Annotated in this window: 19 protein-coding genes; 12 read left to right on the forward strand and 7 right to left on the reverse strand. The window is 59.8% G+C overall.

From position 1 onward, the window contains the following. Positions 1-28: 28 nt before the first annotated feature. The 4 genes from ABD720_RS12335 (at position 29) to ABD720_RS12350 (ending at position 2,957) form a co-directional block, all read left to right on the forward strand. A complete protein-coding gene (locus ABD720_RS12335) occupies positions 29-1,051 on the forward strand; it encodes an aliphatic amidase (protein WP_344763592.1) in 1,023 nt (340 codons plus the stop codon). 25 nt (positions 1,052-1,076) lie between these two features. Next, positions 1,077-1,331: a hypothetical protein gene (locus tag ABD720_RS12340; RefSeq protein WP_344763593.1), complete on the forward strand. Its 255-nt coding sequence runs from the start codon at positions 1,077-1,079 to the stop codon at positions 1,329-1,331. A 74-nt stretch (positions 1,332-1,405) separates the two neighbouring features. Further along, on the forward strand, positions 1,406-2,587 hold the full coding sequence (gene fmdA / locus ABD720_RS12345) for a formamidase (RefSeq protein ID WP_322124401.1): 1,182 nt from the start codon (positions 1,406-1,408) through the stop codon (positions 2,585-2,587). A gap of 70 nt (positions 2,588-2,657) precedes the next feature. Beyond that, positions 2,658-2,957, forward strand: a complete 300-nt coding sequence (locus ABD720_RS12350; RefSeq protein WP_344763595.1) for an FmdB family zinc ribbon protein — start codon at positions 2,658-2,660, stop codon at positions 2,955-2,957. Between the two features lie 537 nt (positions 2,958-3,494). Here ABD720_RS12350 and ABD720_RS12355 read toward each other — a convergent pair. Beyond that, positions 3,495-7,031: a hypothetical protein gene (locus ABD720_RS12355; protein WP_344763596.1), complete on the reverse strand. Its 3,537-nt coding sequence runs from the start codon at positions 7,029-7,031 to the stop codon at positions 3,495-3,497. Positions 7,032-7,200: 169 nt separating this feature from the next. On the opposite strand from ABD720_RS12355, the gene ABD720_RS12360 reads away from it, so the two are divergent. Both ABD720_RS12360 and ABD720_RS12365 read left to right on the forward strand, forming a co-directional pair. After that, entirely contained in the window at positions 7,201-8,169 is a 969-nt protein-coding gene (locus ABD720_RS12360) for a fatty acid desaturase family protein (RefSeq protein ID WP_344763597.1), read from the forward strand. Continuing rightward, on the forward strand, positions 8,159-8,893 hold the full coding sequence (locus ABD720_RS12365) for a hypothetical protein (RefSeq protein ID WP_344763598.1): 735 nt from the start codon (positions 8,159-8,161) through the stop codon (positions 8,891-8,893). Before ABD720_RS12360 ends, ABD720_RS12365 begins: the two co-directional genes overlap by 11 nt. Before the next feature lie 8 nt (positions 8,894-8,901). Here the strand turns inward: ABD720_RS12365 and ABD720_RS12370 are convergent, their stop codons facing one another. The 4 genes from ABD720_RS12370 to ABD720_RS12385 all read right to left on the reverse strand — a co-directional run bounded on the left by ABD720_RS12370 (position 8,902) and on the right by ABD720_RS12385 (position 11,741). After that, positions 8,902-9,336: an ExbD/TolR family protein gene (locus tag ABD720_RS12370; protein WP_344763600.1), complete on the reverse strand. Its 435-nt coding sequence runs from the start codon at positions 9,334-9,336 to the stop codon at positions 8,902-8,904. A gap of 1 nt (position 9,337) precedes the next feature. After that, positions 9,338-10,015 (reverse strand): MotA/TolQ/ExbB proton channel family protein, encoded by a 678-nt coding sequence (locus tag ABD720_RS12375; RefSeq protein WP_344763601.1) that lies wholly within the window; start codon positions 10,013-10,015, stop codon positions 9,338-9,340. Between the two features lie 254 nt (positions 10,016-10,269). Beyond that, positions 10,270-11,076 (reverse strand): 4-hydroxy-tetrahydrodipicolinate reductase, encoded by an 807-nt coding sequence (gene dapB, locus ABD720_RS12380; RefSeq protein WP_344763602.1) that lies wholly within the window; start codon positions 11,074-11,076, stop codon positions 10,270-10,272. Positions 11,077-11,138: 62 nt separating this feature from the next. Then, positions 11,139-11,741 carry an outer membrane protein assembly factor BamE gene (locus tag ABD720_RS12385; protein WP_425547970.1) on the reverse strand — a complete coding sequence of 201 codons (603 nt, stop codon included), beginning with the start codon at positions 11,739-11,741 and terminating at the stop codon, positions 11,139-11,141. 76 nt (positions 11,742-11,817) lie between these two features. Here ABD720_RS12385 and fur point away from each other — a divergent pair, with 76 nt between their 5' ends. Then, complete coding sequence (gene fur / locus ABD720_RS12390; protein ID WP_344763605.1) at positions 11,818-12,249, forward strand: ferric iron uptake transcriptional regulator; 432 nt, start codon at positions 11,818-11,820, stop codon at positions 12,247-12,249. Between the two features lie 36 nt (positions 12,250-12,285). Here fur and hrcA read toward each other — a convergent pair whose 3' ends face one another. Both hrcA and ABD720_RS12400 read right to left on the reverse strand, forming a co-directional pair. Beyond that, on the reverse strand, positions 12,286-13,326 hold the full coding sequence (hrcA, locus tag ABD720_RS12395; RefSeq protein ID WP_344763606.1) for a heat-inducible transcriptional repressor HrcA: 1,041 nt from the start codon (positions 13,324-13,326) through the stop codon (positions 12,286-12,288). Between the two features lie 9 nt (positions 13,327-13,335). After that, positions 13,336-14,058, reverse strand: coding sequence for an HAD family hydrolase (locus tag ABD720_RS12400; protein ID WP_344763607.1), 723 nt, complete (start codon positions 14,056-14,058; stop codon positions 13,336-13,338). 88 nt (positions 14,059-14,146) lie between these two features. Here ABD720_RS12400 and ABD720_RS12405 point away from each other — a divergent pair, with 88 nt between their 5' ends. From ABD720_RS12405 to dnaK, 5 genes are all read left to right on the forward strand, one after another. Beyond that, a complete protein-coding gene (locus ABD720_RS12405) occupies positions 14,147-15,067 on the forward strand; it encodes an NAD kinase (protein ID WP_344763609.1) in 921 nt (306 codons plus the stop codon). 46 nt (positions 15,068-15,113) lie between these two features. After that, positions 15,114-16,775 (forward strand): DNA repair protein RecN, encoded by a 1,662-nt coding sequence (gene recN / locus ABD720_RS12410; protein WP_344763611.1) that lies wholly within the window; start codon positions 15,114-15,116, stop codon positions 16,773-16,775. 24 nt (positions 16,776-16,799) lie between these two features. Further along, positions 16,800-17,906: a ferrochelatase gene (gene hemH / locus ABD720_RS12415; protein WP_344763612.1), complete on the forward strand. Its 1,107-nt coding sequence runs from the start codon at positions 16,800-16,802 to the stop codon at positions 17,904-17,906. Between the two features lie 201 nt (positions 17,907-18,107). After that, on the forward strand, positions 18,108-18,644 hold the full coding sequence (gene grpE, locus ABD720_RS12420) for a nucleotide exchange factor GrpE (protein ID WP_344763613.1): 537 nt from the start codon (positions 18,108-18,110) through the stop codon (positions 18,642-18,644). A gap of 129 nt (positions 18,645-18,773) precedes the next feature. Next, positions 18,774-20,741, forward strand: coding sequence for a molecular chaperone DnaK (gene dnaK, locus ABD720_RS12425; protein ID WP_344763614.1), 1,968 nt, complete (start codon positions 18,774-18,776; stop codon positions 20,739-20,741). The last annotated feature ends 81 nt before the right edge of the window (positions 20,742-20,822 follow it).

The raw sequence follows: 20,822 nt of genomic DNA on the forward strand, positions 1-20,822 counted from the left end.
TGCACACAATTTGATTGAAGGAGTTTGCATGAGACACGGTGATATTTCCAGCAGCAACGACAGCGTCGGCGTCGCAGTCGTCAACTACAAGATGCCACGCCTGCACACCCGTGCCGAGGTGCTTGAGAACGCCCGCAAGATCGGCGACATGCTGATAGGCATGAAGACCGGCCTGCCCGGCATGGACCTGGTGATTTTTCCGGAGTATTCGACCCACGGCATCATGTACGACCCGCAGGAAATGTACGACACCGCCTCGACCATCCCGGGCGACGAGACCGACATTTTCGCCGCCGCCTGCATCAAGGCCAATGTCTGGGGCGTGTTCTCGATCACCGGCGAACGGCATGAAGCGCATCCGGACAAGGCGCCGTACAACACCCTGATCCTGATGAACAACAAGGGCGAGATCGTGCAGAAGTACCGCAAGATCATGCCGTGGACACCGATCGAAGGCTGGTATCCGGGCGACACGACGTATGTCTGCGACGGCCCGAAGGGATTGAAGATCAGCCTGATCATTTGCGACGACGGCAACTATCCCGAAATCTGGCGCGACTGCGCCATGAAAGGCGCCGAGCTGATCATTCGCTGCCAGGGCTACATGTATCCCTCCAAGGAACAGCAAATCATGGTGTCGAAGGCGATGGCGTTCATGAACAACGTCTACGTCGCGGTGGCCAACGCCACCGGTTTCGACGGCGTGTATTCGTACTTTGGCCACTCGGCCCTGATCGGCTACGACGGTCGCACGCTGGGAGAATGCGGCACCGAAGAAATGGGCATCAACTACGCCGAAATGTCGGTCAGCAGCATCCGCGACGCGCGCCGCCACGGCCAGTCGCAGAACCATCTCTACAAGCTGCTGCACCGTGGTTACACCGGCACCATCAATTCCGGCGAAGACCCGGCCGGTGTGGCGGATTGCCCGTTCGATTTCTACAAGACCTGGGTCAACGACCCGCAAGCCGCCCGCGTGCAATCGGAAGCGCTCACGCGCACCACGGCCGGCACACCGGAATGCCCGATTCCCGGTATCCCGAACACCTGACTTTTTCTGCCCAAGGAGAATCGCGATGATTGGCTTCATGCACTACAACAAATTCGGCACAGCCGGTTTCACTGACAGTGGCAAGGCGCGCTGCGCCAGCTCGGTACAAACCTGCCCGGTTTGCCTGCTCTCGTACACCGCCTCCGGCGGCGTGCTGCCGGACGGCACCGTCCTGCAGCAGGACGAGTGGGTCAAGCTGGTCTGCACCACCATCAAGGATGACACGGTCAGCGGCGGCTATCAGGCGGGCTGTGTGGCCGGTGCGTTTCCGGCGTCCTGATTTAGCGTTTTTTTTGACTGCCCTGATCTGATTTGCGTCATTTGTCACGCATCACCCAACAAGGAGGAGAAACCATGCAGCATTTCACCATCAAGCCGGGCGTACCACTGGCCGAGCAACCCGAACTGGGCCACAACCGCTGGCATCCGGATATTCCGTTCCTCTCGCGCGTCAAGCCGGGCGAAGAAATCATCATCGAGTCGCTCGACTTCCTCGATGGCCAGATCCATGACAACGATGATGTCGCCGATGTCCGCGACGTCGACCTGACCCGCGCCCATCCGCTGACCGGTCCGTTCTACATCGAAGGCGCCGAGCCGGGCGACTTGCTGGTGGTCGACCTGCTCGACATCAAGCCGATCACGCCAGTGGGTTTTTCGGGTGTGTTTGCGAAGTCCAACGGTGGCGGTTTTCTGGCCGACTATTTTCCTGAGCCCGCCAAGGCGATCTGGGACCTGAAGGGCCTGTACGCGACCTCGCGCCACATCCCGGGCGTGCGCATTGCCGGCCTGACCCATCCCGGCCTGATGGGCTGTTTGCCATCGATGGATTTGCTCAACGAATGGAATCGCCGCGAAGCGCCACTGGCCAAGCTCGGCCTGGCCAAACCACCGGACCCGAAGACCGCCGTGCTGCGTGGCGTGACCGGTTCGGCCTTTGACCGCATGGCCGCCGAAGCTGCCCGTACCGTGCCGCCACGCGAGCATGGCGGCAATACCGACATCAAGGATCTGTCCTCGGGCACGCGGATTTTCTTCCCGGTCTACGTCAAGGGTGCAGGCTTCTCGATGGGCGACTTGCACTTCTCGCAGGGCGATGGCGAAATCGGTTTTTGCGGCGCAATCGAGATGGATGGCGCGACCCATGTGGCATTCGACCTGATCAAGGGCGGCATGGCCAAGTACGGCCTGACCGCACCGATCTTTTTGCCTAGCGTGGTCAAGCCGCACTACAGCAAATACATCACCTTCGAAGGCATCAGCGTCGAGAACGGCAAGAACTACTACCTCGATGCGACGGTCGCGTATCGTCAGGCCTGCCTGAAGGCGATCGATTACCTGACCCGCTTCGGCTACACCGGGCCACAAGCCTACATGCTGCTGACCGCAGCGCCGGTCGAAGGCCGCATCGGCGGCATCGTTGATATTCCGAACTGCGCCTGCACGGTGTCGATCCCGACCGAGATTTTCGATCAGGACATCACGCCCAAGGGCATGCTGAATGACCTGGCGCACTGGGGTCGGAAGCAGCCGTAGCAGGCACAGACATGCACGTCTTGCGGCGGGGTCTCCGACCCTGCCGCGTCATTTTTTCAAGGAAATCATCATGCCGTTCTATGACATCCACTGCAGCGAATGCGAAGGCATCTTCGAGCGCATGCTCAAGGTCACCGCACTGCATACCGAGATCGAATGCCCGTACTGCAAACAGCAAACCATCGCCCGTCCGGCACTCAATGCCTCGCGCGTGAGCTTGCAGGTGACCGATACCTGGAAGCCGCGCACCGGTGCCGAACGACTGGCCGGCAATGGTGTGGCGGGGCAGGGCACGAGCACGCGGCGGATTCGCAATAGCGTGCTGCATAACTGCAAGGGGCATAGCTGCAGTATTTGCGAGTTGCCTTGAGCAACAATGTTGTCGAATTTTGCCGCTAGCCCGGGCGGATTGAAAAATTCTTGGAGCACTCGTTCTGTAGGTTAGGTGGCGTAGTCAGACCTTTCGAGGTGGGCGTCGGACAGCAAGCACGGTGACGATGACGTTGCCGAATCGTAGGTTGGGCTGCGAAGCCCAACATGCGTCAAGCTTCCTGTGAAGTTGTTATACGGTCGTCGGTAGCGCTCCGACGCATCAAACCAGGTGCTGCCCGACAGAGGCAAACTGCTTTCGCTCGCATCGAGCGCATACGGAATTTGACGCATGTTGGGCTTGGCAGCCCAACCTACGGCCGGTGGTTTGTGGTGGTCAAGTAATTTCGGACACAACGATAGGTTCTTTTTCTGTGTGGTGAAATTTTCGGTTCGACGAATACCTTGAAGGGGCTGGCCGCTAAGCCCGGCATGCGTCGCCATCGGAAAATGGTTGTAAAGATCTACGAGGTTGCCGGACCGCTGCTGGCCTTTGCAGTTCAACTCACGGGCCTGATTCCTTGTTCGTATCAGGCGATCAGGAATCTCTCCTCGTGATCAACATCGACAACGCCTCGCGCAATTCATTCCGCTGCTCGATCGAATGCACATACCCCGGACCACGTCGCGCGCGGTTGGCCGTGATCTCGGCGTCGAGTGCTGCATCGAGCGTGTCTTGCGTCAGCTCTCCACGGGCGATGGCGTCGCGCAGCACGCGATACGTGATCAGCGTGGCGTTGCGTCCGATGCCGGCAAAGCTGAGCACCATTTTGTCGGCGGCTTCCGGTGTGTCCGGCGTCAGGCATTGGTCGTTGTGCGCATCCAGGAGCGCGCTGGCGCGCTCGATCTGCTCCACGCGCAGCAGTCGATCGGTAAATTTAAGGCCGGCCTGCGTGATCGGAATACGGAGGGGTGCCGCCGGTAGCGCCGTCGACCAGGTGTCGATAACGAGCACTTCGGCGCGCAAAAAGTCGCTGCCGTCGTCTGCATTTTTACCCGCAGTGCGCTCGACACTTTCGAGTCGGTAGCGCCCGCCGATCAGCGGTTTGTCCGGCCGGAGGCAGCGTTGTTCGAGCAACGCGATGACCGGTGTTTCGCGACTGCGCTCGGGCGCATGGTGCGCGCGCCGCGACACGAACTGGAATATCCCCTGACCCGACGCTATCCCTTGCAACAGAAAATCCTCGACCCGTGCGTCTTCCGGTGATTGCCCGGCGGCGTAACTCGCGCCGGTTCGCAACTGTTGATCCGCCCTGTGGGCATGGATCGGTCGAGGTGGCTGGTCGGGCGCGTCACCGGGCACCCGTATCACGTGTTCGTTGTCGAGGCAGAGCAGGCCGGAGGTATTGGGCGGGACGATCTCCGCCGGGAAACAGGCGGGTGCCGGGGTTGCAGGCAGGCCAAGTTGCAACAACTTGAGTACTCTGCCAGTCAGTCGGGCTGCGTTATTGAGCGTTGGACGTGAGCTGTTCAGATTGCGTTGCGCGAGTAACTGTGCCGGCAATCCGAAGATGGACATCGACGCCTGCCGTCCGATGATGCCGAGTTGTCCGCTTATATGACGAAACCGTTGAACGAACGGATTTTTTTTGTATTGCACGCTATGAAAGGCCGTGGTCGGCTTCAGATTAACGGCGACATTTTGCGAGGGCGGTACGGGTTCGCCGGATACGTCGCCGGTCGCGAGCGCATTGCCAGTCAGTGCCAGTCGCAGCGTTCGCGGCACGACATCCGCGTTGCAGAGCTGCTGCATCAGCCCATCCATGGCGTTCTTCGCTGCGCCGTCGGCCGGCGTCATGGCATGGCCTGCCAGAGCGATATCCAGATCAAACTCCGGCGCGGGTTCTGCCAGTTCGGTTTGTTGCAGTTGCGGTTGAATTTCGCGCCCTTGCATGGCTGCGCGGTCGCCGGCGCTCTGGTGTGCGCCCGGTTGTGCACCTGCCTGGGAAACGAAGACGAATTTATAGTCGTTGAATTTGGGGCCGCCGTAAGTACCGGCAGCCTTGTCCGCACTGATCCCGAGATCCACTGCAGGGACGACGATATTGAGCACGATGCCGATGAATGCCGAGCCGGCATTGGCATGGGTATAGCGCTCGCTTTCGCCGGCAGTCAGTTCCTTGGAGAGCCGGATCGACTCGACCTGTTCTTCGGCGGTACCACAAAATAATCGACGCACATCCTGATCCGTGATCGCGGCAAGTCGCCCGGTAGCATTGGCCCGACGCGGGCTATCCACGTCGGGGTTGGCGGACAGCTTCAGATCTTGCAGTGCAAGTTCCAGGTTGAACATGTCGAACAGATGATCGCGCATCAAGTTCTTCTGCTGGTCGATCGCCCGCTTGCTTTCGATTGTCTGGCCTGACCGGCCATGTCCGGTGCCGGCAAACACACCCGGTTTGAGCGCCAGCAAGCGCTTGTGCGATCGTGCCACCTTGCCCTGGAGGATGCGACTGGCGGCGTTCAGGCGGATGCTCATCGGCAGTTTCCAGGCATCGACGACAGTCTTGACCGCAAAGTCGTTTTGATGACGGGCGCTGAACTGCGCATTCAATGCGGCCAGTTGTTGCTCACTGGCTGGTCCGGTGGTGGGGTCTTGCGCAGCATTGGCAGTCATCGCGTTGGCAGAGTCCAGATGCGAACGATAGGCTTGCCAGTTGGCCGAGGGATCAAGACCAGCGTGCGCGGGTGCGGCGCGGGTGGTTTCTGCCAGCCGTTCCAGCAAGCGCGTTTTGGCAGCTTGCCTGATCCGTTGCCTGGCTGGCCGTTTGCAAAAGCGCGGCACTTTTCTTTCCTGTAAATAGTCGGAATAGGCTTTTGCGCGACTCAGCATGCCGGCGGAATCTTCGCCACTCAGTACTTCCAGCATTTTTACCAGGGCAACAATTGCACGTTTGGCTTTTTCTTCGCCGTCGCGTGAGGGGCCGGTACTGAGCTGGTAACCGAGATACATCGCCACGGTCAGTGCTGCCGCCCCGGCGACCAGTCCGCCGGTGACGGCCGCGCCGATGAAGACCGGCGTCATGATCGCGAGCAGACCGGCCGTCAGGGTAGCGCTGAAGCCGGTATAGCTGGTCAACAGGTAACGCAGATTGCCAAAGAATTCAATTTTTGCGCTTTCGGAGGCGGCCTTGTAGTTGAACTTGACCGATAGCTGGTGGCAAATTCGGGCGAATGCCAGTTCCAGCCGTTGCCGGGTCTCGCGCAGCGCGTTGGGGTTCGGCGTGGTTGCCTGCTGCGCGCGTTCCAATGCCTGCATGGCGCTCTGCATTTCCTGCAGGTTTTTTTCCGAGCCTTTCAAGATGCGCATGACGGCCAGCGATGCCTGCAACATGTTGGGCGCCCGCTTGGCCGCAGGCGCTGCATCGGCCCGTCCGAGCTGCATCACGTCTTCGGCACAGGCGTTGCGAAAGCGGCGGGGTCCCGCCGCAATGACGGCAGCCGAGGTGGCACTTTGCGTCAACAGGCGCGCGGCGACCAGGGCGACTCTGGTCACCGGATCGGGCGCCAACAGGATTGCCGCGCTCAGCGAGTTGCTGACGGTCGCACCCACGGTGGCATGCTGCCGATGGAGACCGCCGGTACCGGCGTGTTTGAAACTCTCCAGCATGGGCTGCGGATCTTCTTCACCGACGGCGGCAAGGAATGCTTCGATTTGTGCCTGGTAATAATCCTGCTGCGTTGCCGATGCGGGCAACAGCCGCTGCGCTGCATGAATCTGCGGCAGGTTCCTGCGCTCGTAGTCGAGTGCTTTCATGCGCGACAGGGCGACGAGCGATACCTTGCCAGGGTCGTGGCGAGTCTGCTCATCGATCCATCTCTGGCAAATGTCGCCCGCTGCCGTTGCCCATTCTGCAGGGAACTTCAGCGCTGGCAAATCCGGTACTTTTTTGGTGTTGAACAGTCGCGCGATCCGGGTGCGCATCGTGTTGTTGGCGGCCTGGGCGTGTCGGTCATTTGCCTGATGGCGCGCATCGGCAGCGCGTGGCGACGCGACAACGATCTCGTCGATAGCTGCAAGGGCAGATCGGTGAGAAAGAGGTGCGTTGCTGCCGGATGCTATGGCGTTAAGCATGATGGTGGGTCGGAAGAGTCAGAGATAATTATTCGAAGCAGTGCGCTCCATGAGTAGCTGCCCACGCTGTGTGGTTCCATGCGTTGTTCTTTCTTCATGTCACTGCACGGACATAATTCACCGCTAAGTTAACGACAAAATATCGTTAAATCGCTGAATGGAGTTGCCCATGTCCACCACCACACCCGTTTTCCCTGAAAAAATCATCCTGCCGCGGGCGCTGCTGAAAGCGCTGGCCAGGCCCGCGCCGATTCGGTTGCTGTTACAGACCGGCCTCGAATGGCTTTGTATCTTCGGTCTCATAGTGCTGGCGACCTGGTCGTCGCACTGGGTTATCAGCTTGCTCTGCATGGCTCTGATCGCCACGCGCCAGCATGCGCTGTTGACGCTGATGCATGATTATTCCCACTACCAGCTCAGCCGCAAGCGCGCCTGGCTCAACGATCTGGTCGGCGACGTCTTCACCGCCTTCCCGTTTTTCATCACGATCCATGGCTTCCGCCGCAACCACATGCTGCATCACAAACATGCCTGGACCGAAGACGATCCCAACTACGTGGCGTCCGCACGGAAGCTGCGCTACCAGTTCCCGAAAACGCGGCAGCAGGTGTGGTCCGACGTGCTCAAACACGGCATCGGCTGGTACACGCTGCAGGAGTTGAAGCGCTACACAGTGGATGCGGGTATGGCCACTTCGCTGCCGCGCAGCACCGCGATTTACCGGCTGGTGTTTGCACTGGTTCTGGTCGCTGCGGTGACCTACTTCGGCATGTGGCACACGCTGCTACTGTACTGGATCGTGCCGCTGGCAACTGTCCTGATGGCGATTCTGTATGTGCGGGATCTGGGTGAGCATTTCGGCTTGCCTGCAGAGGGCTTTGCCAATTCGCGCACGGTTCTGGTCGGCTGGCCGGAACGCTTGCTGATTGCGCAGAACGGCGTGAATTTCCATGCCGAACACCACCTGTTTCCCTCGGTACCTTTTTTCCGGCTCGGTCGGTTGCACCGGAGTCTGATGCAGGAGCCCGCCTTTCGTGCCCGCGCAGTCATCACGCAAGGCTATCTGACCGGCGTGCTTGCCGAACTCTCGGCAGCAGCGCTGCACACACCTTCCAAAGGAGTCGATCATGTTTGCTGACTGGTTACGTCGCCTCACCGCACCGCGATTTCAGACGCGTTATCTGCAGCAGACCGATATCCCTGCCTTGCTGGCGCTGGAACATGCCAAATGGGAACCGAACCAGGCGGCCACCGAGAGCATGCTGCGGCAACGCATCGCTGCCTATCCGACACTGTGTATCGGATCGTTTTGCCTCCAGTCGGGCAAGGCGCTGGCATCGACCTTCATGCGGCCAGTCAACCCGGCCATCTTTACCGCGCCGACCCGGTGGGACGTGACCGCCAACTTGCCTGCTGCCTGCGAACTGCACAGTGACACCCGGGCGCTGTTTGGCATCAGCCTGAGCAGCACGAATGCCGCTGCCGCCGACGATCTGTACCGGTTTTTTTACCCGCGTGCGCTCAAGGCCGGGTGGCGCGATGTGTATCTGGGTTCGCCGATGCCGGGCTTCCGGCGGGCCCGTGAGTGCAAGCCGGACCTGCCCGCCTGGGAATATGTCCACAGCAAAAAGCGTGGACGCTCCGGCGAGCCGCTCGATCCGCAGTTACGGTACTACTTCCGGAAAGGCTTCCGGCAAATCGTGTCGATCCAGGAGAATTATTTCCCGCATGAACCATCGCTGGATTTTGGCGTGATCCTGCATGGCGTGATTCCGCTGTCCCGGCCGAAGCGGTTCTGGCAGGGCACGCCGCTGCCGTTGATCGAATCGCTATCGTCGATGCTGTTCCGGTTTATCCGCTGACCTTGTTGTCAGCGCGCCGGGGAGCCGGTCGGCTTGGGCTCGGTCACGAAGCCCAGTTTGCTCAGGCCATTGCTTTGGGCAGATGCCATGACTTGCGCAATCACCTCGTAGCGTGTCGATTTGTCGGCCCGCAAGCGCAGTTCAGGTTGCGGAGTGCGCTTGCCCGCGTCGGCAAAGCGCTGTTCGAGTTCGGGCGTGGTGATCGCCGTATCGTTCCAGTACAGGGTGCCGCTGGCATCGATGGCGAGCTGGATGGTGGCCGGGTTGTCGGGCGCGGAGGCCGATGTCGCCTGCGGCAAATCGAGCTTGATTGCCTGCGTCAGCAGCGGTGCCGTCATGATGAAAATCACCAGCAGTACCAGCATCACGTCGACCATCGGCGTGACGTTGATCTCGGCCATGGGCGCAGGAGTTTGTTTGTCGTTGAATCCGCCGAAGGTCATGTCAGTTTCCTACCCGTGCGCCGGTGGTCAGGAAGGCGTGCAGGTCATGCGCGAAGGCATCGAGTTCGGCTAACGTGACGCGGTTGACGCGGGTGAATGCGTTGTAGGCCAGCACTGCGGGGATCGCTACAGTCAGTCCGAGCGCGGTCATGATCAGTGCCTCGCCAACCGGACCGGCTATCTTGTCGATCTGTACCGTACCGGCCGTCGAGATCGCCGCCAGTGCGTGATAGATACCCCACACCGTTCCGAGCAGACCGACAAACGGGGCGGTCGCACCGACCGAGGCCAGCAAGGTCAGACCACTTTCGAGACGCGAGGAGACGCGGTTGATTTCCTGGCGCAGCGTGCGGGTGATCAGTTCGCCGCGATCGCTGGCGGCATTGAGAGAACCGGCGGCGGGCGTCAACGTGGCAGCGTCGGCACTGCGGGCCGCCAGCGGGGTGTAGATGTTTTCGGGATCGGCTAGTTTCAGGACGGCGACGGCGTCGGCGATGCTGGGAGCTTTCCAGAATGCATCGAGGGCCACGGCACTGCGCCGCAGTCGCCACGCGCTCCATGACTTGGACAAAATGAAGTACCAGCTCACCAGCGACATCAGCAACAGCAGGTAGGCCACCGCATGCGAGATGGCGTCACCCTGAGCCCAGTAGCGGGCGAGTTGTGGCGAGAGATTCATGCTGCTCCTGGGTAAAAAGTCAGGAGTGCAGTGTAGACGGGATCGGTATCTGGTACCACAGCGCAACCGGTTTTCCAACGGCTGTGGCGGGTTGGCGACTCTGCTGCTGCATAGTCGCGTGAGCGGGCTGGTCGGGCAACGAAAAACAGCTGAAGGACTTGATCCGGACCGCGCCCGCCTTCACGCCGGTTGGTATCAGAGGCGATGCTGGTGGTGTCTGACGTGCCGGCTCCGGACGCAGTCCCACCATCGTGTCATCGCAGCCCGAGCACGTCCTGCATGTCGAACAGGCCGGTAGTTTTGTTTGCCAGAAAGCGTGCTGCGCGCAAGCTGCCGTGGGCATACGTGACGCGGCTTGATGACTTGTGCGAAATTTCGATCCGTTCGCCGATGCCGGCAAACAGCACCGTGTGGTCGCCCACGATATCGCCGCCGCGAATGGTGGCAAAACCGATCGAGGACGGATCGCGTTCGCCGGTTACGCCATGGCGGGCAAAGACACCGACTTCATCGAGATCCCGTCCGACTGCCTTGGCGATGACTTCCCCCATCTGCAGTGCGGTGCCGGATGGCGCATCAACTTTCATGCGGTGATGGGCTTCGATGATTTCGATGTCGTAGCCTTCGGCAAAACTCTTGGCGGCCATCTCCAGCAATTTCATCGTGACATTCACGCCCACGCTCATGTTGGGTGCGAAGACGATCGCGGTCTGTTCGGCTGCGGCAGCAATCGCCGCTTTGCCGGCAGCATCAAAACCGGTGGTGCCGATGATCATCTTGATGCCGTGACTGGCGCAATACGCCAGATGTTCCAGCGTGCCCTCCGGGCGGGTGAAATCAATCAGGAAGTCCGCATCCGCCAGGCCGTCGGCCAGTGCCGAAGTAATCAGGACGCCGCTGTTTTTGCCAAGAAACCCGGTGACATCGGTGCCGATTGCTGGTGCTGCGGCAACATCGAGCGCGCCCGTCAGCGTGGTGTCAGCGCTGGCCAGGATGGTTTCGGCCAGCATGCGACCCATGCGGCCGGACGCGCCGGCGATGGCAATTTTCAGTACAGTCATGGAAGCAATCGTCAGAGTGTTGGTCAAGTCGGTGTCAGCCGAACGTCAGGCGCAGACCCCATTTATTGCGTCGGTCTGGCCGCGGACGGAGCAACTGCCGGTGCCGGCGCAAGTGGCTTGGTTTTCTTGGGAACGGCACCCGCGATCAGTGCCAGGTAGTCGACTTCGGTGGGCAGGTTGCCGCCTTCGAATCGGCTGACACGTCCATCCTTGAAAAAGACCGTGACCCGGCTCGACAGGACTTCGTCATTGCGCTTGAGCATGCGGAAGACATAGTCCCAGCGATCGGCATGGAAGATATCGGTAATCAGCGGGGTGCCGAGTGCGAAGCGGACCTGGTCTGGCGTCATGCCTTCTTTCAGTTGCAGCACCATTTCTTCGGAGACGAAATTACCTTGTGGAATATCGATCCGGTACGGTGACAACACGCCCAGGAAGCGTCGCGCGCTGGTTGGCGTGCTGCGCTGCATGCCGCTATTGGCGGTTGCCGCGCTGGCGCTTTCGGCGGTGACTTCAGGAGTGGTTTTGGTCGCACTGGCCATGCTGGCCGGCGCTTCCATCAACGGGTTTTTGGAGGCACATCCGGCCAGCAGCGACAGACTCAGAAAACCAGCGGCAGCGAGCCGTACGGAACGAGGCAGAGAAATGGGGAGCAGCATTTGCATGAAGGATCTCGATTGATTGAGTCGGGGCGCGAAAGCGCTATATCATAAAGCAGTTACTCACTACCCAGCCAACAACATGTCCAATAACCCATCTGACCTCAAAGCCAGCGGACTGAAAGCCACGCTTCCCCGCATCAAGATCCTGGATATTTTTCATCAAAGCCAGGTGCGTCACCTGAGCGCCGAGGATGTCTACAAGATCCTGCTGGCAGAAAACATGGATGTCGGACTGGCCACCGTATACCGGGTACTGACCCAGTTCGAACAGGCCGGCCTGTTACACCGCAACCATTTCGAAACCAGCAAGGCCGTCTTCGAACTCAACGAAGGCACGCATCATGATCATCTGGTGTGCCTCGACTGTGGCATCGTCGAAGAATTTTATGATGAAGAGATTGAGTTGCGTCAGCAGAAGGTCGCTTTGGAGCGCGGTTTCACTATCGCCGAGCATTCGCTGGCACTGTACGGCCACTGCACGAAGAAAGATTGCGCGCATCGCACCCGGTGATGCGGTGTGCGGGCCAGCAAGCAAGCGGGCAGTGATTTATTTGTAGTGTTTGTCCGTCGCGCTGCTCAGTGCGTTCGACAGCAACTTCGCCGTGATATCGACGATCGGAATCACCCGTTCATACGCCATGCGGGTCGGACCGATCACCCCCAGCGTGCCGACCACGCGGCCATTGATTTCATACGGCGCCGTGACGATGCTCATCTGCTCCAGCGGCACCAGGCTGGATTCGCCGCCAATAAAAATCTGTACGCCCGTGGCCCGGTTCGACAGATCCAGCAATTGCAGCAGGCTGGTCTTCTGTTCGAACAAATCAAACAGCTTGCGCAACGAGGACATGTTCGATGACAGGTCGCTGACGCTGAGCAAATTACGTTCGCCCGAAATCACCACTTCATCGCTGTTGTCGGCCATCGCGTCGCTGCCCACTTCGACCGCGGCATGCATCAGTGGCGTCATGTCGTCGCGCAGCTGGCGCAATTCATGTTGCAGGCGCAGGCGGACGTCATGGAAGCTCAAACCGCCGTAATTGAGATTGATGAAGTTGGCCGCCTGCACCAGTTGCGCCGGGGTGTAATCGACATCGCTCATTAGCAAGCGGTTTTGCACGTCGCCATTGGGCGCGACGATCACCAGCAAAACACGCCGCTCCGACAAACGCAAAAACTCGATTTGCTGAAACACTGACTCACGTCGCGGTGTCAGCACTACACCAGCGAATTGCGACAGCGAAGACAACACTTGCGCTGCATTGGCAATGACTTTTTGCGATGAGCCGCTATGGATGCGTGATTGCAGGCGCGATTCCAGCGCACTCTCGTCAATGGTGTCGACCGTCAGCAGCGTATCGACAAAAATCCGGTAGCCGCGCGGTGTCGGGACACGTCCGGCTGACGTGTGCGGGCTGGACACGAAGCCCATTTCTTCCAGGTCGGACATGATGTTGCGGATGGTCGCCGGCGACAGATCAAGTCCTGAAATCTTCGCCAGCGCGCGCGAGCCGACCGGCTGACCGTCGGCGATATAGCGTTCCACGAGGGCTTTGAGCAGGGTTTGGGCGCGGGCGTCTAGTTGCATTTTGGTATTTTAGCGAGCGATTGGTGCCGGGGCCAGTATTATCCGGTGCTCCAGCCAGTGTTCCAGTTCAAGCAGGCTGACGCAACTGGCATCGGGCCGGACATGGTCGGGCAGGGTGCGTGAAAAGCGGTTCATCCAGACCGCGCGCAGGCCGGCTTGCTGGGCACCGACCACATCGAGCAGCGGATCGTCGCCGACGTACACGGTTTCGGCCGGATCAACTTCCAGCGCGCTGCAGGCCGCATGAAAAATGGCCGCATCTGGTTTGGCCGTACCGAACTGGTGCGCGGCAATCGAAATCCGGAAGTGACCGGCCAGGCCGATGGTGTCGAGGTCCGCCGAGCCATTCGAGATCGTCCCGAGTGCCACGCGTCCGCCGAGTCGCAGCAGCGACGGCAGCACATCGTCGTACGGTGTCACGGCATTGCGGGCGGTATTGAAGATGGCCATCGCGCCATCGACATGGACCGGGTCGGCACCGCTGGCATGGAAGGCTTCGGTCAGCCCGGCATGACGCAGGCCGACCAGATCGACTTTGTAACGGGGTTCGGCGGCCAGGATTTCCAGGCGGCGCGCGCGCATGGTTTCGATGCTGTGATCCTGCGCGACGGCTGGCGCATGCCTGCGCAGCCAGTCGTGCAGGATGGTTTCGGCGCGCACGATCACCGGCACGATCGGCCACAGCGTATCGTCGAGATCGAACAGTAAGGCCTTGATCGGAAGCTGGTTCATCACATGTTTCCCGTCGGGTTGTTCATCATAAGTAGGTCCGGCTGCGGCATCCTTCAAGAGGGCGACGAATTATGGTCTAATCCGAAGCATGTCGCTTCCCACCCCTGCCGGTCTGCCGGTCCCCCCGCTGAAAACCATTGCCATCATCGGCAAGCCCATGGCCGCCGGTATCGCGCAGTCGCTGTCCGAGATCGCCGATTTCCTGGTCGCGACCGGGCATGACGTGGTACTCGAAAACGAAACTGCCCTGAGCACCGGCATGACCGGTTACCGGCAAATGACACCGGCCCAGATCGGCGCGAGCGTCGACGCCGCCATCGTCGTTGGTGGCGACGGTACCATGCTCGGGATTGCCCGCCAGCTGGCGCCGTTCGACGTGCCACTGATCGGTATCAATCAGGGCCGGTTGGGCTTCATGACCGATATCCCGCTGGAAAGGATGATGCCGCTGCTGGCGGAAATGCTGAACGGCAAAATCGAATCGGAACGCCGGAGTTTGCTGGAAGGTGTGGTGCATCGCGATGGTCAGCCGGTCTTTAATGCGCTGGCCTTCAATGATGTGGTGGTGTCGCGCGGGGCCGGGTCCGGGATGGTGGAACTGCGGGTCGATGTCGATGGTCACTTCATGTACAACCAGCGTTCCGATGGCCTGATCGTGGCGACGCCGACCGGCTCGACGGCCTATTCGTTGTCGGCCGGCGGGCCGCTGTTGCACCCGAGTCTGGGCGGCATCGTGCTGGTGCCGATTGCGCCGCATGCGTTGTCGAACCGGCCGATCGTGTTGCCGGATTACAGCGAAATTGTGATCACCGTCATCAGTGGCCGCGACACCGGCGTGAATTTTGACATGCAGTCGCTGGCTAGCCTGCAACTGCATGACCGGGTTGTGATAAGGCGCTCGGCCCACACGATTACCTTTTTGCATCCGCCGGGCTGGAGCTATTACGACACGCTGCGCGAGAAGCTGCACTGGAATGAATACCCGTCGGTCGAAGGCCAACTCAAATAACGACCTGCTGCCGGTTGCATCGGCATTACCCAAAAGAATAGTCACCATGCTGCGTACCCTGTCCATCCGCGACTTTGTCATCGTTGACCTGATCGAACTTGAATTCGCTGCCGGCTTTTCGGTCCTGACCGGTGAAACCGGCGCCGGCAAGTCGATCCTGATCGATGCGCTGGCATTGGCGCTGGGCGGGCGCGGCGACGCCAGTGTGGTGCGTGACGGCGCTGCCAAGGCCGACATCAGCGCCGACTTCACGACCCATGCCGAAGCCGATGCCTGGCTCGCCACGCATGCCTTTGCCGACCCCGATGGCGGTGTGCTGCTGCGTCGTGTGATCGACAATGCCGGTCGCTCGAAAGCCTATATCAACGGCATTGCCGCGACCGCCACGCAATTGCGCGACCTCGGCGAATTGCTGGTCGATATCCACGGTCAGCACGCGCATCAATCCCTGCTGAAAACCGATGCGCAACGCCAGTTGCTCGATACGCAGGCCGGTTTGCAGGAAGACGTCAGGGTCGTAGGTGTTGCCTACAAAAGCTGGAAGGCGGTCAGCCGCCAGCGCGAAGAATTCGAAACCAATGCCAAAAATGTTTTGCTGGAGCGCGAACGGCTCGAATGGCAGGTCGGCGAACTCGACAAGCTCGCCGCCAAGGAAGGCGAATGGACCGAGATCAGCAACGAGCACAGTCGCCTGTCGCATGCGGCCAGCCTGATTGATGGTGCGCAGGATGCGCTGGCGGCACTCTCCGAATCCGGTGCCGAATCGGCCAGCCAGCCGATGCTGTCGCAACTGACCGCGTTGAACCTGAAACTCGACAAACTGGCTGACATTGACGAGGGCCTCAAGCCAGTCCTCGATTTGCTGGAGCCGGCCCGCATCCAGTTGCAGGAAGCGGTGTATGCACTCAATGACTATCTTGACCGGCTCGAACTCGACCCGCGTCGCCTGCAGCAGGTTGAGCAGCGCCTCGGCGACCTGCATTCGACCGCACGAAAATTTCATGTCACGCCCGAAGAGCTGCCGCAGGAATTTGCCACGCTGTCAGCGCAATTGCGCCAGCTGGCCGATGCCAGCGACATCGCCGCCTTGCGCGCGCAGGAAGAAAAACTCAAGGTCGCCTACACGGCGCTGGCGCAAAAATTGTCGGCAGTCCGGGCCAAGGCGGCCCGCACCCTGAGTGATGCCGTGACCAAAGCGATGCAGGACCTGAGCATGGCGGGCGGACGTTTCGAGGTCAGCCTGGTGCCGGCGGCAGCGGCCGTATCCGGTCTCGAACAGGTCGAGTTTCTGGTGGCTGGCCATGCCGGCACCATCCCGCGGCCACTGGCCAAGGTCGCTTCCGGTGGCGAACTGGCGCGCATTGCGCTGGCCATTTCGGTGATCGCGTCGAGTGCCACATCGACGCCGACACTGATCTTTGATGAAGTCGACAGCGGCATTGGCGGCGGCGTGGCCGAAGTGGTGGGGCGCTTGCTGAAGCGACTTGGTCAGGACCGCCAGGTGCTGTGCGTGACCCACTTGCCGCAAGTGGCGAGTCAGGCCAACCAGCATCTGCAGGTCAGCAAATTCAATGCGGCCGGCAAAACCGTGTCGCGCATCGAGGCGCTCGATACCAAAGCCCGGGTCGAAGAAATTGCCCGCATGCTCGGCGGCATCGAAATTACCGCAACCACCCGCAAGCACGCACGCGAGCTGCTTGCTTCCTAACTGATTTGTAAAGGCATTATTTCGATGGCGTTCAATAAAGCACCGCAGTACACCCATGGCAGTCCCGTCAAGACCGCCGTGGTACTGGTCAACCTCGGTACCCCCGACCAGCCCGATGCCCCGTCGGTGCGGCGTTACCTGAAGCAGTTCCTGTCCGATCCGCGCGTGGTCGAAATCCCGCGTGCGATCTGGTGGCTGATCCTCAATGGCATCATCCTGCCGATCCGCGCCAGCAAATCGGCCGCGAAATATGCGCTGATCTGGACCAAGGAAGGCTCGCCGCTGAAGGTGCATACCGGCAAGCAGGCCATGCTGTTGCGCGGCCAGCTGGGCGAGCAGGGCCATGCCGTCAAAGTCGAGTACGCGATGAGCTATGGCAATCCGTCGCTGCCGGATGTGCTCAACAAATTGCAGACCGACGGTTGCGACCGCATCCTGATCGTGCCGGCGTATCCGCAGTATTCGGCCACCACGACCGCCTCGATTTTCGATGCCGTGACGAGCCACTATCGCAAGGTGCGTAACGTCCCCGAGCTACGCTTCATCAAGCACTATCACGATGACGCCGCTTACATCAATGCGCTCAGGAACACCGTGCAGGCACACTGGGATGTCAACGGTCGTGGCGAAAAACTGGTGTTGAGTTTTCATGGCGTACCGAAGCGCACGCTGATGCTGGGCGACCCGTACCACTGCGAGTGTTACAAAACGGCCCGTTTGCTCGGCCAGGAACTGGGCCTGTCCAAAGACGAATTGCTGGTGACATTCCAGTCGCGCTTCGGCAAGGCGGAATGGTTGCAGCCCTACACCGCGCCGACCCTGATGCAACTGGCGAAGGATGGCTTGAAGCGTGTCGATGTGATGTGTCCCGGCTTTACCAGTGACTGCCTCGAAACACTGGAAGAGATTTCGCTCGAAGCCAAGCATGACTTCCTCGAAGCCGGCGGCAAGGAATTTCATTACATTGCGTGCGTCAACGAAGACCCGGGCTGGATCGCTGGTCTTGCCGAGATCACCGCCCGTCATCTGCAAGGCTGGCCAACCCGTCCGACCGAGGCCGAAAAAACCGAGGAGATCATCCAGTTGGGCATCGCTGCCAACGCGGCAAAACAGCTGGGCGCTGCGCGATAATCATTCTGGCGGCTGGTTGTCAGTCAATCAGTGGTGCTGCACGGGCCAGGCAGAGGCAATGCAAAAAATGGAAATGGGCGCGCATTATTCCCCTTGAAAAAGTGTGGCATAGCCCCATTTGCGTATCACTTTGTACTCAGGCTAGCCGTTTCCGGTCAGCCTATGCCTAACCTAAGCCACTGATAGTTGGAGGATTTCTACATGCAAGACCACGAAAAACAAGCTGCTGATAACCCGTCTGTCGAAGAAAATCAGGCCCCGGAATTGAATGCCGCTGCTGCCGATTCAGGGCTCGAGGCCCGCCTCGCCGAAGCCGAAACCCGCGCCGCGGAAATGCACGACGCCTTCCTGCGTGCCAAGGCCGATACCGAAAACTTCCGTCGCCGTGCCCAGGAAGACATCGCCCGTGCCCATAAATTTGCGATCGAAAGTTTTGCCGAAGCGCTGGTGCCAGTGATGGACAGCCTCGAAATGGCGCTGAAAGTCGATTCGCCATCGGTTGAATCCTTGAAAGAGGGTGTTGCGATGACACTCAAGCAGTTGTCCGCAGCTTTCGAGCGCAACCGCATGCTGGAAGTCGCACCACAGCCGGGTGACAAGCTCGATCCGAACAAGCATCAGGCCATCTCGATGGTACCGGCAGAGCAGGAAGCCAATACCATCGTCAGCGTGCTGCAAAAGGGCTACATGATTTCCGACCGCCTGTTGCGCCCGGCGCTGGTCACCGTCGCCCAATAGACGTATTCCGGGTCGGCGCTGCTGCCGGCCAAGTGGTCAATCATTACAAAAAAATGCTTGAAAGCTGGCAGCAGCTCCCAATATCCATCACATCAAACTCTCGTTATCCAGTCATCTAAGGAAAAAATCATGGGCAAAATTATTGGCATCGACCTCGGCACCACCAACTCGTGCGTCGCCATCATGGAGGGCGGACAGCCAAAGGTTATCGAAAACGCGGAAGGCGCACGCACCACGCCATCGATCATCGCTTATCTGGATGATGGCGAAATCATGGTTGGTGCACCGGCCAAGCGTCAGGCAGTCACCAATCCAAAGAACACGCTGTACGCAGTCAAGCGTCTGATCGGTCGCAAGTTCGACGAAAAAGAAGTGCAGAAGGACATCGGCCTGATGCCGTACCAGATCGTCAAGGCCGACAACGGCGACGCCTGGATCTCGGTGCGCGACAAGAAATTGGCAGCACAGCAGATTTCTGCCGAAGTGCTGCGCAAAATGAAAAAGACCGCCGAAGATTACCTCGGTGAAGAAGTTACCGAAGCCGTCATCACGGTGCCTGCGTACTTCAACGACGCCCAGCGCCAGGCCACCAAAGACGCCGGTCGTATCGCCGGTCTGGATGTCAAGCGCATCATCAACGAGCCGACCGCTGCCGCACTCGCATTCGGTCTGGACAAGAACGGCAAGGGCGACCGCAAGATCGCCGTGTATGACCTGGGGGGCGGTACGTTCGACGTCTCGATCATCGAGATCGCCGATGTCGATGGCGAAATGCAGTTCGAAGTGCTGTCGACCAATGGCGACACCTTCCTCGGCGGTGAAGACTTCGACCAGCGCATCATTGATTTCATCATCGACGAGTTCAAGAAGATCAACGGTATCGACCTGTCCAAGGATGCGATTGCACTGCAACGGATCAAGGGTTCGGCCGAGCGCGCCAAGATCGAATTGTCGTCGGCGCAGCAAACCGAAATCAACGAGCCATACATCGCCATGGCCAACGGCGCACCGGTCCATCTGAACCTGAAGATGACCCGTGCCAAGCTGGAATCGCTGGTCGAGGAACTGATCCTGAAAACCATCGAGCCATGCCGCATCGCCATCAAGGATGCTGGCGTCAAGGTCACCGACATCGATGACATCATTCTGGTCGGCGGCATGACCCGGATGCCGAAAGTGCAGGAACAGGTCAAGGAATTCTTCGGCAAAGAGCCACGCAAGGACGTCAATCCGGATGAAGCGGTTGCGGTCGGTGCGGCGATCCAGGGCGCCGTGCTGTCCGGCGAGCGCAAGGATCTGTTGCTGCTGGATGTGACTCCGCTGTCACTTGGTATCGAAACGCTGGGTGGCGTGATGACCAAGATGATCAAGAAGAACACCACGATTCCAACCAAGTTCAGCCAGGTATTCTCGACCGCCGATGACAACCAGCCTGCGGTGACGATCAAGGTATTCCAGGGCGAGCGCGAGATGGCTGCTGGTAACAAAGGCCTGGGCGAGTTCAATCTGGAAGGCATTCCACCGTCATCCCGTGGCACGCCGCAAATCGAAGTGACCTTTGACATCGACGCCAACGGCATTTTGCATGTCGGCGCGAAAGACAAGGCCACCGGCAAGGAAAACAAGATCACCATCAAGGCCAACACTGGTCTGACTGAAGAAGAGATTCAGAAGATGGTGCGCGATGCTGAAGCCAATGCCGAAGACGACAAGCGCCTGAAAGAACTGGCCGAAGCCCACAACCAGGGCGACGCATTGGTGCACTCCACCCGCAAGTCGCTGACCGAATACGGCGACAAGCTGGGCGCCGATGAAAAAGCCAAGGTGGAAAGCGCGATCGCGGATCTGGAAGCGGCCCTCAAAGGCAGCGACAAGGCCGAGATCGATGCCAAGTCCGCCGCCTTGTCGACCGCAGCCCAAACCCTCGGCGAAAAAATGTACGCTGATGCGCAAGCCCAGCAGGCAGCTGCCGGCGCGGGTGACGCCAGTGGTGCCGGTGGTGCCGGTGGTTCTGGTGGTGCATCAGCAGGCGAAGGCAAGGCCAAGGAAGAAGATGTGGTCGACGCCGACTTCAAGGAAGTTAAAGATAGCAAGTAAAATTGCTGCACTACTACGTCGAACGGTGCACGCCGTTTCGACTCGCCGAGTTGAGCACGCCGCTCGCCTCGGCTTTTTTGT

The sequence above is a fragment of the Actimicrobium antarcticum genome (assembly GCF_039536745.1).
GTDB lineage: Bacteria > Pseudomonadota > Gammaproteobacteria > Burkholderiales > Burkholderiaceae_D > Actimicrobium > Actimicrobium antarcticum.

Bases quoted from the DNA above. Each gene is read 5' to 3' on its own strand.
- ABD720_RS12375 (WP_344763601.1), bottom strand. From the start codon at position 10,015: ATGAATCTCTCGCCACAACTCGCCCGCTACTGGGCTCAGGGTGACGCC.
- recN (WP_344763611.1), top strand. From the start codon at position 15,114: ATGCTGCGTACCCTGTCCATCCGCGACTTTGTCATCGTTGACCTGATC.
- dapB (WP_344763602.1), bottom strand. From the start codon at position 11,076: ATGACTGTACTGAAAATTGCCATCGCCGGCGCGTCCGGCCGCATGGGT.
- fmdA (WP_322124401.1), top strand. From the start codon at position 1,406: ATGCAGCATTTCACCATCAAGCCGGGCGTACCACTGGCCGAGCAACCC.
- ABD720_RS12370 (WP_344763600.1), bottom strand. From the start codon at position 9,336: ATGACCTTCGGCGGATTCAACGACAAACAAACTCCTGCGCCCATGGCC.
- ABD720_RS12340 (WP_344763593.1), top strand. From the start codon at position 1,077: ATGATTGGCTTCATGCACTACAACAAATTCGGCACAGCCGGTTTCACT.
- dnaK (WP_344763614.1), top strand. From the start codon at position 18,774: ATGGGCAAAATTATTGGCATCGACCTCGGCACCACCAACTCGTGCGTC.
- ABD720_RS12335 (WP_344763592.1), top strand. From the start codon at position 29: ATGAGACACGGTGATATTTCCAGCAGCAACGACAGCGTCGGCGTCGCA.
- ABD720_RS12400 (WP_344763607.1), bottom strand. From the start codon at position 14,058: ATGAACCAGCTTCCGATCAAGGCCTTACTGTTCGATCTCGACGATACG.
- ABD720_RS12355 (WP_344763596.1), bottom strand. From the start codon at position 7,031: ATGCTTAACGCCATAGCATCCGGCAGCAACGCACCTCTTTCTCACCGA.
- ABD720_RS12365 (WP_344763598.1), top strand. From the start codon at position 8,159: ATGTTTGCTGACTGGTTACGTCGCCTCACCGCACCGCGATTTCAGACG.
- ABD720_RS12350 (WP_344763595.1), top strand. From the start codon at position 2,658: ATGCCGTTCTATGACATCCACTGCAGCGAATGCGAAGGCATCTTCGAG.
- ABD720_RS12360 (WP_344763597.1), top strand. From the start codon at position 7,201: ATGTCCACCACCACACCCGTTTTCCCTGAAAAAATCATCCTGCCGCGG.
- grpE (WP_344763613.1), top strand. From the start codon at position 18,108: ATGCAAGACCACGAAAAACAAGCTGCTGATAACCCGTCTGTCGAAGAA.
- hemH (WP_344763612.1), top strand. From the start codon at position 16,800: ATGGCGTTCAATAAAGCACCGCAGTACACCCATGGCAGTCCCGTCAAG.
- hrcA (WP_344763606.1), bottom strand. From the start codon at position 13,326: ATGCAACTAGACGCCCGCGCCCAAACCCTGCTCAAAGCCCTCGTGGAA.
- fur (WP_344763605.1), top strand. From the start codon at position 11,818: ATGTCCAATAACCCATCTGACCTCAAAGCCAGCGGACTGAAAGCCACG.
- ABD720_RS12385 (WP_425547970.1), bottom strand. From the start codon at position 11,741: ATGCAAATGCTGCTCCCCATTTCTCTGCCTCGTTCCGTACGGCTCGCT.
- ABD720_RS12405 (WP_344763609.1), top strand. From the start codon at position 14,147: ATGTCGCTTCCCACCCCTGCCGGTCTGCCGGTCCCCCCGCTGAAAACC.